The following is a 15,042-nucleotide window of genomic DNA, read 5'->3' on the forward strand; positions in this document are numbered from 1 at the left end:
CAATATCAATCAACAGTTCTTCTCCAGAATATCCGGACATTACGGAGGAGAAGAAATGAACACCGCCACTTACGTTTTAAAATACACAGAGTATCTCATCAGAAAATGCCGCTCATTTTTAGTGACGGACCTGCATTTTCATACCGTGAGGCTTAAAAAATCAACCGGGGAAACTCCTGACATTAACTCGCCCACGACGTTGAGTGAAAAAATATGTCATCGTCTGGTCTATGACCATAATAAATTCTACACGATGCTTGCGGATAAACTCGCCGTTCGGGCATACGTTTCCTCCAGAACAACGCGCGTGAAAACGGTGCCATTAATTGGCGTTTATACCCGGCCGTCGCAGATTGATTTTTCAATTCTTCCTGACAAATTCGTCCTTAAGTGCAACCATGACAGCGGCAGCACAATAATATGTACAAACAAAGCGCAATTTAATGAAAAAGAAGCGTGTAAAAAGCTGAGCCTCGCGTTAAAGAAAAATCTTTACTACACCACGCGCGAATGGCAGTACAAAAACATTACGCCGAGCATACTTTGCGAGCCGTTTGTCGATCTCTTCGACGATGCTGACAGAAACACAACGCCCGAAATGCTGAGGATCCACTGTTTTCATGGCGTTGCCCACTATGTAGAAGCAGATTTTACGGATGATAACGGCAAAGGGTTTATCAACGTTTATGACAGGCAGTGGAACTTACAACCCTTCCGGATGGAATATCCGAATACTTCAGCAACGCCTGGCGAACCGCTCTTGTTCCGTCAGGCACTGTTGGCCTCCCAGGAGCTGGCGGATGGAATTGACTACTGCCGCGTTGACCTTATGCTAAAAAAAGATGAAATCTATTTCAGCGAAATAACCTTAAGCCCAAGACGCGGTAAACTGACGATTACCCCGCAGGAATGGGATGCTAAATTAGGAAAAATATGGCATTTATCGCCGGCAGGCAGATTTGACCTGCCGCTGAAGCTCACGAGTCGGGCCAGGTGAGCTTAAATATCGAGTGGTTTTGCGTCGATAAGGTATAGGAAACATCGCCACCATGAGCCAGCATGATGGCTTTTACCACCGACAAGCCCAAGCCACAGCCTTCCGGGTTCACATGTCTGGCGCCATTATCGCGCTGAAAGGGCTGAAACAGGAAATCATGAAACTCTCTGGGGATGCCCGGTCCCCCGTCCTGAATAAGGATATAATTGCCTTTATCAGAAACGCCATTTTTCACGATGAGCGTGCGCGAGGTTGAATAGTGTAAGGCATTATCAAATAAAACGGTCAGACACTGATTGATGCGTAATGGATCGAATACGCACTGCTGCTCCCTAAGGTCTGTATTGACGGTAAACGCCTTACGGATGAACTCGGGCATGAACGTATCAAGTGCGTTCTGTATTGTCCCTTTTAGATCGGTTTGGGACTGGCATAACGTGTATCCCGCCCCGCCATCCGAACTGACAACCCGGAGATCTTCAATCAGGCGGGTTAACCCTTCCGTCTGTTTGAGAAGATTATTAAACAGCACCGGATCCGGGGTAAAAACGCCCTCAACCAACCCCTGAAGCCGTCCGCGTAAGATCGTGACCGGGGTTCTCAGCTCATGCGCGATAGCGGCATTCCAGGATTTCCTCTGAATATCCAGCGTCTGTAATTTTTCCGCCATTTCATTGAAATCCGTCACCAGGTGATTGATCTCACCCAGCCGGGAACTGGCGCAAAATGCCCTGGCGTCCAGATCGCCCTGAGAAATCTTTTTCAGGCTGGACGCTACCGCGTTTAGCGGGGTGAGTATCCGCGATGAAAGTTTGACCGTGAAAAAGAGGGCAATAATCATACTGATCGTAGTCGCGGTCCCAATCCATGCCCAGTCCCACATCGTCATCTGCTCGTCATCGCCCGCAGCAGGGCCGCCCGGGAGGTGATCCAGAATAAAGGAGTAAAAAAACCAGGAGCCGAGTATGGCGATGGCAATGATCGTAAACGTCAGCAACAGCATATACGTTAAGATCTGACGACTCAGGACAGACTCTTTGTTCATTTCTTTTCCCCAAGCCGGTAACCCATGCCTCTGATGCTCTCGGGAACACCGTAAAGGCCGGCCAGCTCCAGTTTTTTACGCAACTTGCTCATGTGGCTATCGACCGTTCTGTCGAGTGTATCCCCTTCAGGCAGACACGCGTTGAGTAGCTCTTCGCGTGAGCAGACCTTTCGCGGATATCTCACCAGGTATGTGAGCAATTTAAATTCGGTCGTCGTTAATACCGGGGAGACAACCTCTGCCCCCACGGTGACTTCCACGTAGAAGTCATCCGGGTAGACCGTAATAAATGGCGTTCTGAGCGGCTGGGAACCCGCCTGCTGAAGCGCGGGTTTTGTCCTGCGCAGCACAGCCTCAACCCGGGCGACGACTTCAGAAGGGTTGAAGGGTTTGATCACGTAATCATCCGCGCCCAGCCTCAGCCCCATGAGCTTATCGACATCCTGATCGAGAGCGGAAACCATAATGACGGGGACAGCGCTTTCCTGACGAAGCGTGGTAAGTACGCTCCAGCCGTCACATACGGGCAGGTGAATGTCCAGCAATATGAGATCCGGTTTATGGAGGCGATTGAGCGTTATGGCCTGCTCGCCCTGCCTGGCTCTGAGCGTTTTCATTCCCGAACGCTCTAAGTAGCTCATCAGTATATCGGCGATTTCGTCTTCATCTTCAACAATAAGGATCAGCGTATTTTTGTGCATTTTATCTCCGTGGGTGAAATCCCTTTGAGCACGCTATCAGATATCTTTAGCACAATAAGACACGGCCTCCGCGAAAAAGTGCCGTGGTCACGAAAATTTCCAGGTTGATTTAAATGCCCGGTTATTTCTCCACACAGCCTACACATTCAGTCAATAAAGACTCGACAATGTCCGCGCATAATCGCTATTGAGGCATAGTCCTTTGTGCATTGCGCGTTGCAAATTACCACTGTTTCTTCAAGATTTTATGAAGTTGGCTGAAATAATGAACATGGAACTTTCTAAATATTTCTCTCCTAAAAAACTGGGTATATATTCCCTGTTCCTGCTGCTGTCGTGGGGATTACTTTATACCTGGCTGGTACTGGTGCACAGAATGGATGAAAAAGTCGCCTCGACGCTACTCTCTTCACCCATTATCTATGGCTGCATCGCATTGTCGGTGGTCTCTCTGATGATCCAAAATAAAGCCGGCGCGTTGACTGAGCTACTCGTCGTCGCCTTCTGGCTGATGATGATTTTTGTCTATCTCATTATTACGTTCACCGTACTGTTAAACGCGATGCCCGATATCGAAGATCTGATCTTTTACTACGAGTGTTATTTGATCATTTTTTTTGGCGGAGCACCGCTGTACCTCATTATGAGAATGATTTGAGCCGCTGCTCCACACGTCCTCCATAAACCGCCCATGTCCGCTAAACAGGCGCGCGGTAGAGTCTCTACCTCACTCTTTCACACAAAAATAACTCACTGAAAAGTCTGACATGACTTACCCATAATGATGAACCGTAATAATAATTTTCGTTCTTCTGAACCTGCCGGTATGATGCGCTCGCTTAAAAAACTCGCGATACGGCACCGAAAGAAACTGGCTGTCACTTTCTTCCTGGTGGTGGCCGAAAACGTGACGTTTTTACTTTATCCCGTTCTGGCTGGCATCGCGATAAATGCCATCCTCGCCGGTGAAACGCTTAACGCCGCGCTGTATGGCCTGATGGTGCTTTGCATGTGGTTCATCGGTGCGGCCAGACGAAGCGTAGACACGCGCACGTTTGCACGCATTTATGCCGGACTCGCGGTTTCCGTCGTCCTGGCACAGCGCAAATACCAGCTTAACCATTCGGCGATCGCCGCCAGGGTAACGCTCTCGCGCGAATATGTGGATTTCTTTGAAATGCACCTTCCCCTGCTTATTACCTCGCTGAGTTCACTTTTTGGTGCCGCAATCATGTTGCTGTTTATTGAATTTTGGGCCGGCGTCATGTGCTTTGCGATTGTATTTATCCTGCTCGGATTTGTCTCAGGATATGCCCGTAAAAATGAATGGCTGTTCATGCGCCTGAATAATCGGCTGGAAAAAGAAGTGGATTATGTCCATAAGGCGGGCACGGCCACGCTTCACCGACATTACTCCACGCTGGCGCGTTTACGTATCGCATTATCTGACCGCGAGGCGTGGGGCTATTTGTGGGTTGGCGTGCTTGTTGCCGCGCTTTTTACGCTGACCATCGTCTGGATGACGCGCTCAACCGGCATCACCGCCGGACATATTTACTCGGTGATGACCTATATGTGGATGTTCGCAACGAGCCTCGATGACGCGCCGCAGCTTCTTGAGAAATTTTCGCAGCTCAGGGATATCGGCAAGCGCGTATCCACTGATGATGAAATTCACGTAACCGGACGTTAATTTAATGCCGCATTTTTTTATTGAACGCCCCGTTTTCGCCTGGGTAGTAGCGCTTTTTATCGTTCTGGCAGGACTCCTGTCTATTCCCCGTTTACCGGTTGCGCAGTATCCGGCGGTAGCACCGCCTGGAATCATTATTTCCATCAGTTATCCGGGGGCCAGTCCCGATATCATGAACACGTCGGTGGTATCGTTAATCGAGCGCGAAATCTCTGGCGTAGATAATTTGCTCTACTTTGAATCATCCAGTGACACAACCGGTTCGGCATCGATTACCGTCACGTTTAAACCGGGCACGGACATCAAGCTGGCGCAGATGGATCTACAAAATCAGATTAAGATCGTCGAGTCTCGTCTACCCCAGGCGGTAAGGCAAAACGGCATCAACGTCGAGGCCGCTAACTCTGGCTTTTTAATGATGGTGGGGCTGAAGTCCGCGACGGGTCAATTTGAGGAAGCCGATTTAAGCGACTATTTTGCCAGAAACGTCAGTGACGAGCTTCGTCGCGTGCCCGGCGTAGGGAAAGTTCAGCTTTTTGGCGGCGAAAAAGCGCTGCGCATCTGGTTGGATCCCATGAAGCTCCACGGCTACGGGCTTTCGGTGAGCGATGTTCTTACCGCCGTTGGCCAGCAAAATGCCCTGGTTTCGCCCGGCAAAACGGGAGATGAGCCCGCCGCTGCAGGACAAGGGGTAACGTATCCCATCACCGTGAAGGGACAGCTCTCCTCGGTAGAGTCGTTCAGGAATATCACCCTGAAATCTGACGCATCCGGCGCCCGCCTGAAACTGTCCGACATTGCGCGGATTGAATCTGGCCTGCAAAGCTACGCCTTTGGTATCCGTGAAAATGGCGTGCCCGCAACGGCGGCAGCAATCCAGCTCTCGCCTGGTGCGAATGCGATGAGTACGGCTTCCGGCGTACGGGCGCGCATCGACGAACTTTCCCGGGTGTTACCCGACGGAATGTCGTTTACGATCCCCTTCGATACCGCGCCGTTTGTGAAACTTTCTATCATGAAGGTTGTTCAGACATTTGTAGAAGCGATGGTCCTCGTCTTCCTGGTTATGCTGCTGTTTCTGCACAAGATACGCTGTACGCTTATCCCGGCGATTGTTGCTCCCGTCGCACTTCTTGGCACCTTCACCGTGATGCTGTTGAGCGGCTACTCCATCAATATTCTGACGATGTTCGGCATGGTGCTGGCGATAGGCATTATCGTTGATGATGCCATTGTGGTCGTGGAGAACGTTGAACGACTGATGGAGGAAAAAAGCCTGTCCCCGCGTGACGCCACGCGGCAAGCCATGCAGGAAATCACCCCGGCGATTATTGGCATCACGCTGGTGCTGACCGCCGTCTTTATTCCCATGGGGTTTGCGGAAGGATCCGTCGGGATTATCTACCGACAATTTTGTATTTCCATGGCGGTTTCCATACTGCTGTCCGCGTTTCTTGCCCTGACGCTGACGCCTGCCCTGTGCGCAACGTTACTCAAGCCGCATAAGGCAGGAAAGAGCGGAGGCGGAAGGTTCGCGGTCGGGTTTAACGCGCGCTTTCGTTCGCTCACCGCCTGTTACGAAGCCGGGCTGGGTGCCGTTCTAAAGCGAACCGGGCGTATGCTGCTCCTTTACGCTGCGCTTTGTGCTGCGCTGTTTTTGGGATTGTCTTCGCTACCGTCGTCTTTTCTGCCGGATGAAGATCAGGGCTACTTTATGTCCTCAATCCAGCTGCCTTCAGATGCCACGATGCAGCGTACCCTCAACGTGGTTAAAAAATTTGAAGAGGAAATTGCGACCCGGCCGGATATTGAAAGCAACATTATGATCCTGGGCTTTGGATTTTCAGGTTCAGGGTCAAACTCGGCTATGGCCTTCACCACGCTGAAAGACTGGAAAGATCGGCAGGGCTCGACGGCCCAGGGGGAAGCCGACCGGATACAGGCCAGCATGGCAAACGTCTCTGATGCCGTCACGATGAGCCTGCTCCCGCCGGCCATTTCGGATATGGGCACCTCGTCGGGCTTCACCTGGTACGTGCAGGACAGAGCGGGACTGGGCTACGAGGCGTTAAAGCGCGCTGCCGACGCGCTGGTCCTGCAGGCCAACCAGCGCCCTGAACTGAGTGACGTGTATATAGACGGTCTGCCGGAAGGAACAAACCTTGCGCTCCAGGTGGACAGAGAAAAGGCGGAAGCAATGGGTGTCTCATTTGATGAAATCAACCAGACGCTCTCCGTCACCCTGGGCTCAAATTACGTTAATGACTATACGAACAACGGCCGCGTTCAGCAGGTGATTATTCAGGCCGATGCGCCCTACCGAATGCAGCCTGAGCAGATACTGACATTATCAGTGAAAAACCGGATGGGGCAGATGGTGCCGGTATCAACGTTTGCCACGCTTTCCTGGCACGTTGCGCCGCAGCAGTTGACGCGTTATCAGGGATATTCGGCTATTCGCATTACCGGAAATGCGGCGCCGGGTGAGTCCAGCGGCACCGCAATGAAGGTTATGGAGAGTTTGTCCAGAGATTTACCTCAGGGCATGGCGGGCGAGTGGGCAGGGAGTTCATTGCAGGAGAGAAAATCGGAATCTCAGCTTCCGGGCCTTATCGTCCTGTCGATACTGGTCGTGTTTATGGTGCTGGCCGCCCTGTATGAGAGCTGGTCTATTCCATTTGCGGTCATGCTGGTCGTTCCGCTGGGCCTTATCGGCGCGGTGATCGCGGTGTCCGTTGCCGGCATGACGAATGACGTTTTCTTCAAGGTCGGTCTGATTACGCTTATCGGCCTGTCGGCCAAGAACGCCATTCTGATTGTTGAATTTGCGAGGCAGCTCCATCGCCAGGGGCAGCCCCTGCTGGCGGCAACTATTCATGCCGCCAGCCAGCGCCTGCGCCCCATTCTGATGACGTCGTTAGCCTTCACCTTAGGGGTTGTTCCGTTGATGCTGGCCAATGGTGCGAGCGACAGTACGCAGCATGCCATCGGTACCGGCGTATTTGGCGGGATGATTAGCGGTACGCTTCTCGCCATTTTCTTCGTACCGGTTTTCTTTATCGTCATCGCGCGCTTCATCGACAACCTCAGGAAAGCGTGAATCCCCGTGCGGGATCGCGCTTCCTCGCTGGTTGGATGAGGTGAACCTGTTGCCGGGTGATATACTGGACGAATGCTGAAATTTTGAGCCCCCGCGAGTCCGCGGCGCTTTCTTCGGGGCAGGCGTCTTCGGAGAAGAGCGAGAAATATCGTGACACAAGGGGCTGTGAGTGGGCTATAATTTCGAGCTAATTTCGAATGATTTTGAAATACTGCCTGTAACGCTATGAATTACAAGGCAAAATTAGCAATGAATATAAGGATTAAAGCTATGGGTTTTCTTTCCGGTAAGCGCATTCTGGTGACTGGCGTTGCCAGCAAACTGTCCATCGCATACGGCATCGCACAGGCAATGCATCGCGAAGGCGCTGAGCTGGCGTTCACCTACCAGAACGACAAGCTGAAAGGCCGTGTTGAAGAGTTTGCCGCGCAGCTGGGTTCCAGCATTGTTCTGGAATGTGACGTTGCACAAGACGAAAGCATCGACGGCATGTTTGCTGAACTGGCAAAAGCATGGCCGAAATTCGACGGTTTCGTTCACTCCATTGGCTTCGCTCCTGGCGACCAGCTGGACGGCGACTACGTGAACGCGGTTACCCGTGATGGCTTCAAAATCGCTCACGACATCAGCTCCTACAGCTTCGTTGCGATGGCGAAATCCTGCCGCGCGATGCTGAACCCGGGCGCAGCCCTGCTGACCCTGTCCTACCTGGGCGCTGAGCGTGCTATCCCTAACTACAACGTTATGGGCCTGGCGAAAGCCTCTCTGGAAGCCAACGTACGCTACATGGCGAACGCAATGGGTCCTGAAGGCGTGCGCGTTAACGCCATCTCTGCAGGTCCTATCCGCACCCTGGCTGCTTCCGGTATTAAAGATTTCCGTAAAATGCTGGCACACTGCGAAGCGGTTACCCCGATTCGTCGTACCGTTACCATTGAAGATGTGGGTAACTCTGCAGCATTCCTGTGCTCTGACCTTTCCGCGGGTATCTCCGGTGAAGTGGTTCACGTTGACGGCGGCTTCAACATCGCTGCAATGAACGAGCTGGAAATTAAATAAGCTGTGACTCTCTTCCCGCACGGGAAGAGAGTTTCTCCCCCGCACCGCCCCTTCGTTATTCCGTTCTGCTATTTGTTATCACCTAACAATATTTTTCCCTTTATCTGCCTTACGCCAGGATATTGATCGCCATTTTGAGATCAAGGAACGCACATGGAACAACGCCGTTTTTCCGGCAAAGGCCACTGGTATCACGAGACTCAGTCGAACCACGCGCAGACAGATGTTCTGCCTCTGGTGCCCGAAGCCGCTAACGTTGACGATCGTTTTTTGCTCGATTTAGCCCTGCCTGATGAGATTGTCGCCGCCTGTTCTGGCTGGCTTACCCCTGCCAGAGCCTTGTGCCACCAGCTGTTTCCGCTCTCGATTCCCGTGAACCGCCTGCATACGCTCAGCGCCTACGATCGGCTCAGCACCGCGCTAACGGTCGCCCAGGCCTGTGGCGTTCAGCGGCTTTGTAACCATTACGCCGCCCTCCTCGCCCCGCTTCCCGGCCCGGACTCCTCGCGTGAAAGCAACCGACGTCTGGCGCAAATTACGCAGTATGCCCGCCAGCTCGCCAGCTCCCCAGATGTCATTGATGATAAAGCGCAGAACCAGCTTGATGAGGTTGGCCTGTCAATATATGACATTGTGGTGATTAACCAGATTATCGGGTTTATTGGTTTTCAGGCGCGCGTGGTCGCGGTTTTTCAGGCGCTGTTAGGACACCCCGTTCGCTGGTTGCCAGGCCATCATATTCAGCCGCACACGCTGCCCGCGAGCCACGCCGCCTGGGTGCCGCTGTTGCCCGTCGTCGAGCTGCGCTATGCGAGTGCGCACCAGCTTGAGTCGCTGTCCCGCTGGCAGGCAGAACCCGCGCTGGAGGCACTGACGCCGGTCCTTTGCCACGAGCCGTCGCTGCTCGACCTGACCGGAGAAATCCTGTTAAACACCCGCGAAGCGATCCCGCTGACCTCCCCCGCACTTTCGGCGGCGGTCGAACTGCTGACGCGCTCTCCGGACCGCTTCAGCGCCGCGCAGTTTACCCCTCTCACGGATCAAGGACTCCCCGGTGAACATGCCATCATGCTGCTTACCCGGAGCGCGTTTGATGGCTGGCTCACTCGTTTGAAAGTCGCGTTTGGTAAAGAGGAATAACCATACTAATTACCCAAAGAGCGCTTGCTGAGACAGTGAGAATCGCGTAAAACTGTCAGCCGCTCAATGGCTACGAAAATAGAACATTATGTTTCAGGACAACCCGCTGCTAGCGCAGCTTAAACAGCAACTGCATTCCCAGACGCCGCGTGCAGAAGGGGTCGTAAAAGCCACGGAAAAGGGCTTTGGCTTCCTTGAGGTTGACGCGCAGAAAAGCTACTTCATTCCGCCTCCGCAGATGAAGAAAGTGATGCATGGCGATCGCGTCATGGCCGTCATTCATACCGAGAAGGACCGCGAGTCTGCCGAGCCGGAAGAACTGATCGAACCGTTCCTGACCCGTTTTGTGGGTAAGGTGCAGAGAAAAGACGATCGTCTTGCTATCGTGCCGGATCATCCCCTGCTGAAAGATGCCATTCCCTGCCGCGCCGCCCGTGGCGTTGAGCATGATTTTAAAGAAGGTGACTGGGCCGTAGCAGAAATGCGCCGTCATCCCCTGAAAGGCGATCGCGGTTTTTATGCTGAGCTGACCCAGTTCATCACCTTTGGCGCCGACCATTTCGTGCCATGGTGGGTCACGCTGGCACGCCATAATCTTGAAAAAGAAGCGCCGAACGGCGTAGCGACCGAGATGCAGGACGAAGGTCTGACGCGCCGCGATCTCACCGCACTGGAGTTTGTCACCATCGACAGCGCCAGCACGGAAGATATGGATGACGCGCTGTACGCTGAAGAAGGCGCCGATGGCAAACTCCATCTGACCGTCGCCATTGCCGATCCAACCGCCTGGATTGCCGAAGGCAGCAAGCTGGATGACGCCGCGAAAATCCGTGCGTTCACCAACTACCTGCCGGGCTTTAACATTCCGATGCTGCCGCGCGAATTGTCAGACGATCTCTGCTCGCTGCGTCCAAATGAAGTGCGCCCGGTCCTTGCCTGCCGCATGACTATCGCCGCAGATGGCGCGATTGAAGACGATATCGAGTTCTTTGCCGCCACCATCGAATCGAAAGCCAAGCTGGCCTACGATAACGTCTCCGACTGGCTTGAAAATACCGGTAGCTGGAAACCTGAATCAGACGCCATTGCCGCGCAAATCCGTCTGCTGCATCGCATCTGCCTGAACCGCGGCGAATGGCGTAAAACCCATGCGCTGGTGTTCAAAGACCGCCCGGATTATCGCTTTGTTCTGGGTGAGAAAGGCGAAGTGCTGGACATCGTGGCCGAACCGCGACGCATTGCGAACCGCATCGTTGAAGAGGCGATGATTTCCGCCAACATCTGCGCCGCACGCGTGCTGCGCGACAAGCTGGGCTTTGGCATTTACAACGTCCACACCGGTTTTGATCCGGCGAATACCGAAGCGCTGGCGGCCCTGCTGAAGACTCACGATGTGCACGTTGATCCGGAAGAAGTGCTGACGCTGCCGGGCTTCTGCAAGCTTCGCCGAGAACTGGACGCTCAGCCGTCGGGTTTCCTGGACAGCCGCATTCGTCGCTTCCAGTCCTTCGCGGAAATCAGCACCGAGCCTGGCCCGCACTTTGGCCTTGGCCTCGAAGCTTACGCCACCTGGACATCGCCGATCCGTAAGTATGGCGATATGGTCAACCACCGTCTGCTGAAAGCGATTATCAAAGGTGAAACCATTGCCCGTCCTCAGGAGGACACCACGCTGCAGATGGCCGATCGTCGCCGCCTGAACCGCATGGCGGAACGTGACGTTGGAGACTGGCTGTACGCACGCTTCCTGCAGGATAAAGCCGGTACGGATACCCGTTTCGCCGCAGAGATCATTGATATCAGCCGCGGAGGTATGCGCGTCCGCCTGGTCGATAACGGTGCTGTCGCGTTTATTCCTGCGCCGTTCCTGCATGCGGTTCGTGACGAAATGGTCTGTAGCCAGGAAAACGGTACCGTGCAAATTAAAGGTGAAACAGTTTACAAAGTCACCGACGTGATTGACGTCACCATTGCTGAAGTCCGTATGGAAACCCGCAGTATTATCGCGCGTCCTGTCGCCTGATAACCTGTTCAATTGTCGGTCACTTCCTTTCCGGAAGGGCCGACAATTTTTCTTTTTACCCCCGCCACAAAATCATTATTTTTCCTTACTATTTTCAGTATCCCTTCGCCCAAAATGGCCATAATTATCTACAGTAAAAGAGTGTTGTTATATTCGGTTACGTGAATTTCTATACGCTCAGTATCCTTTTTCACCTGGCTCGTTTTATTATAAGAAAGCAGGGAAAAACAACAGGTTCACTTCGGTTTTGCCGCTGTTTCTCAACGGAAAAGTCGACAGCAAATGAATAATTTGTGCGCTAATGAACAGCTGCGGGAGAAAATATGATGGACGATCTGGAGCAGAATTTGCTGTTTCGCTACATGGGGACTCATAGCCCGTGGTGGCGCCTGTCAGCTGACAGCAACGCTCTGCACCTTTCCACCAGCGAAAATGCCGATGTCACTCAGGTCGTGGCGCTGGACGATGAACAGGCCGATCTCATCCGTCATTTAACCGTTATTACCTCCAGCATTTCCATGTCGCTCTCCCTGTACGGGGAAGATGTCCCGGTTCATCTTGTGGGCCGTAAAATTACCCGCAACGAGTGGGCAGGCACCGCTTCCGCCTGGAATGATACGCCCTCCGTGGCGCGCGATCTGGCTCAGGGGCTCTCTTTTGCGGAACAGGTTGTCTCCGAGGCCAACTCCGTCATTGTTATCCTCGATCAGCACGGCAATATTCAGCGTTTTAACCGGCTTAGCGAAGAGTACACCGGCCTGAAAGAGCAAGAAGTCATTGGTCAGAACGTATTTAAGCTGTTTATGAGCCGCAGCGAAGCGGCAGCCTCAAAGCGCAATATTACCGGTTTTTTTCGCAACGGCAGCTCCTACGAAGTCGAACGCTGGATCAAAACGCGTAAAGGGCAGCGGCTGTTTCTCTTCAGAAACAAATTCGTGCACAGCGGCAGCGGTAAAAATGAAATTTTCCTCATCTGTTCCGGGACAGATATTACCGAGGAGCGCCGCGCTCAGGAGCGGCTGCGCGTGCTGGCCAATACCGATACCATCACCGGCCTGCCAAACCGCAATGCGATCCACGATCTCATTTCTGACGCCATCGACAACCGCGGCGACACGCAGGTGGGCGTGGTGTATCTCGATCTGGATAACTTTAAAAAGGTCAACGACGCTTACGGGCATATGTTTGGCGACCAGCTGTTGCAGGCTGTCGCTCTCGCGATTTTGAGCTGTCTGGATGAAGAACAGGTGCTGGCGCGTCTTGGCGGCGATGAGTTTATCGTCATGGCCACCAATACCTCTCAGGGCTCTCTGGAGGCGATGGCGTCGCGCATTTTAACCCGTCTGCGCCAGCCGTTCCGAATCGGTCTGATTGAGATTTATACCGGCTGCTCTCTGGGTATCGCCCTCGCCCCGCAGCACGGGAACGACCGGGAAAGCGTTATTCGCAACGCCGATACCGCCATGTACACTGCCAAAGAGAACGGCCGGGGCAAGTTCTGCGTCTTCTCACCCGAGATGAACCAGCGCGTGTTTGAGTATCTCTGGCTGGATACCAACCTGCGCAAAGCCCTGGATAACGATCAGCTTCTGATCCACTATCAGCCGAAAATAACCTGGCGCGGAGAAGTCAGAAGCCTTGAAGCGCTGGTCCGCTGGCAATCACCCGAACGCGGCCTGATCCCGCCGCTGGAGTTTATCTCTTATGCCGAGGAGTCGGGGTTGATTGTGCCGCTGGGCCGCTGGGTGATGCTCGACGTGGTTCGCCAGGTGGCAAAATGGCGCGATAAGGGAATAAACCTGCGCGTGGCGGTGAACGTCTCTGCACGCCAGCTGGCCGACCAGACCATCTTCAGCGACTTAAAGCAGGCGCTGAAGGATCTGAATTTTGAATACTGCCCGGTCGACGTCGAGTTGACCGAAAGCTGTCTTATCGAAAATGAAGAGCTGGCGCTGTCCGTGATCCAGCAGTTCAGCCGACTCGGGGCGCAAATTCATCTGGATGATTTTGGCACCGGCTACTCTTCCCTTTCTCAGCTGGCCCGCTTCCCTATCGACGCCATTAAGCTCGATCAATCTTTCGTCAGGGATATTCATAAGCAGTCTATTTCCCAGTCACTGGTGCGCGCTATCGTCGCGGTGGCGCAGGCGTTAAATCTGCAGGTGATTGCCGAGGGTGTGGAAAATGCAAAAGAAGACGCCTTTCTGACTAAGAACGGCGTCAACGAACGGCAGGGTTTTCTGTTTGCTAAGCCGATGCCCGCTGCCGCATTCGAGCGATGGCTAAAACGATATCAAGCGCGAAATCAACGTTAACTGGCTTTACGCAGGCCCGCCGCGTGATGGCGGTTTTGCAGCGTGACCAGACGCTCCATGTAGGTGATATCTTTCGGCTCCAGGCAGAAAGCGGCATCAACCCAGTCTTCCGTGATGTCCATCAGTTCACTGCGGGGCAATTGCAGAACGCGCGTACGGGCGCGCAGCATCGCCCTTACGCCATTCAGTTTTGGCCGCAGCGTATCGATGAAGGTTCGGGTAGAGACATAGCTTTGTCCCGGTTCAAACAGGACATCCACCAGCCCGTGCTGTTCGTACCATTCAGCCGTATGGGATTCCCCTTTGTAGATGAGTTCCTCCGCCAGCTTCATGCCTGCACGGCGTGCAACCAGGGAATATCCTCCCATACCCGGAAACAGGTTGAAGGCAATCTCCGGGAAACCTAAACGGGCATCGCGCTGAGCCAGGACGAAATGGTGCGCCAGAGCGGCCTCAAACCCGCCCCCTAACGCACTGCCTTCGACCATTGCCAGAGTGATAGCCCCAGTATCAAACCCCCGCGAGGCCGCATGGACGCAATCAACGCAGGCGCGAGCGTACGCCCGTAACGCTTCCCGACGTCCGTTCTGAATGCACTCGACGAAGAACTGTAAATCACCGCCCGTATTGTACATCTCGGGAACCAGCGATCCGGTTACCCAAAAATCAACCGCAAACCCGGACTGGCGAACCAGCCATGAAAAGTTCATGATCTCCTCTATTAACGCATGGTTAAAGCAAGGACGTGGCTGAGCCCGCAGCATCATCCAGACCGTGTGACGCTCCGCCTCGTAATACCCTGACAGCTGCGTGAACCGTTCAGTATCGGTAAACAGTGTGCAGGTAGGCTGATTGATAACTGTCATAGTCTAATTCCTCTTATAAAAAAGCGCCTTGCGCGCAGTTTTAGACTAATCCACTCATTAAGCCTGCTGCATGAGGGGGAATAAATTTATCACTTACGTTTAT

General features: G+C 53.4%; 11 protein-coding genes. 8 read left to right on the top strand and 3 right to left on the bottom strand.

The genetic code is table 11. The annotated features are described in order from the left end of the window. Nucleotides 1-55: 55 nt before the first annotated feature. Nucleotides 56-997 (top strand): ATP-grasp fold amidoligase family protein, encoded by a 942-nt coding sequence (locus SPG90_RS07910; RefSeq protein WP_023312052.1) that lies wholly within the window; start codon nt 56-58, stop codon nt 995-997. On the opposite strand, the gene SPG90_RS07915 is transcribed toward SPG90_RS07910, so the two are convergent. Continuing rightward, nucleotides 978-2,042 carry an ATP-binding protein gene (locus SPG90_RS07915; RefSeq protein ID WP_322408067.1) on the bottom strand — a complete coding sequence of 355 codons (1,065 nt, stop codon included), beginning with the start codon at nt 2,040-2,042 and terminating at the stop codon, nt 978-980. The genes SPG90_RS07910 and SPG90_RS07915 overlap by 20 nt on opposite strands. Next, a complete protein-coding gene (locus SPG90_RS07920; protein WP_045400158.1) occupies nt 2,039-2,743 on the bottom strand; it encodes a response regulator in 705 nt (234 codons plus the stop codon). The genes SPG90_RS07915 and SPG90_RS07920 overlap by 4 nt, the downstream gene beginning before the upstream one ends. 271 nt (nt 2,744-3,014) lie before the next feature. On the opposite strand from SPG90_RS07920, the gene SPG90_RS07925 reads away from it, so the two are divergent. From SPG90_RS07925 to pdeR, 7 genes are all read left to right on the top strand, one after another. Beyond that, a complete protein-coding gene (locus SPG90_RS07925) occupies nt 3,015-3,401 on the top strand; it encodes a hypothetical protein (RefSeq protein ID WP_032668468.1) in 387 nt (128 codons plus the stop codon). 123 nt (nt 3,402-3,524) lie between these two features. Next, nucleotides 3,525-4,436, top strand: coding sequence for an ABC transporter six-transmembrane domain-containing protein (locus SPG90_RS07930; protein ID WP_023312056.1), 912 nt, complete (start codon nt 3,525-3,527; stop codon nt 4,434-4,436). 4 nt (nt 4,437-4,440) lie between these two features. Continuing rightward, nucleotides 4,441-7,536 (top strand): multidrug efflux RND transporter permease subunit, encoded by a 3,096-nt coding sequence (locus SPG90_RS07935; protein ID WP_322408068.1) that lies wholly within the window; start codon nt 4,441-4,443, stop codon nt 7,534-7,536. A 270-nt stretch (nt 7,537-7,806) separates the two neighbouring features. Continuing rightward, complete coding sequence (gene fabI / locus SPG90_RS07940) at nt 7,807-8,595, top strand: enoyl-ACP reductase FabI (RefSeq protein ID WP_003856831.1); 789 nt, start codon at nt 7,807-7,809, stop codon at nt 8,593-8,595. A gap of 153 nt (nt 8,596-8,748) precedes the next feature. Next, the gene (locus SPG90_RS07945; protein WP_059446729.1) at nt 8,749-9,735 is read left to right on the top strand and encodes a CMD domain-containing protein; all 987 of its coding nucleotides are present in this window, start codon (nt 8,749-8,751) and stop codon (nt 9,733-9,735) included. Between the two features lie 88 nt (nt 9,736-9,823). After that, on the top strand, nt 9,824-11,758 hold the full coding sequence (locus tag SPG90_RS07950) for an exoribonuclease II (RefSeq protein ID WP_045355886.1): 1,935 nt from the start codon (nt 9,824-9,826) through the stop codon (nt 11,756-11,758). Between the two features lie 323 nt (nt 11,759-12,081). Next, entirely contained in the window at nt 12,082-14,073 is a 1,992-nt protein-coding gene (pdeR, locus tag SPG90_RS07955) for a cyclic di-GMP phosphodiesterase (RefSeq protein ID WP_029740520.1), read from the top strand. On the opposite strand, the gene SPG90_RS07960 is transcribed toward pdeR, so the two are convergent. Further along, a complete protein-coding gene (locus SPG90_RS07960; protein ID WP_023312061.1) occupies nt 14,070-14,939 on the bottom strand; it encodes a crotonase/enoyl-CoA hydratase family protein in 870 nt (289 codons plus the stop codon). The genes pdeR and SPG90_RS07960 overlap by 4 nt on opposite strands. Nucleotides 14,940-15,042 lie beyond the last annotated feature (103 nt).

It is taken from the genome of Enterobacter sp. D2 (assembly GCF_034427575.1).
In the GTDB taxonomy this organism is placed as follows: domain Bacteria; phylum Pseudomonadota; class Gammaproteobacteria; order Enterobacterales; family Enterobacteriaceae; genus Enterobacter; species Enterobacter cloacae_M.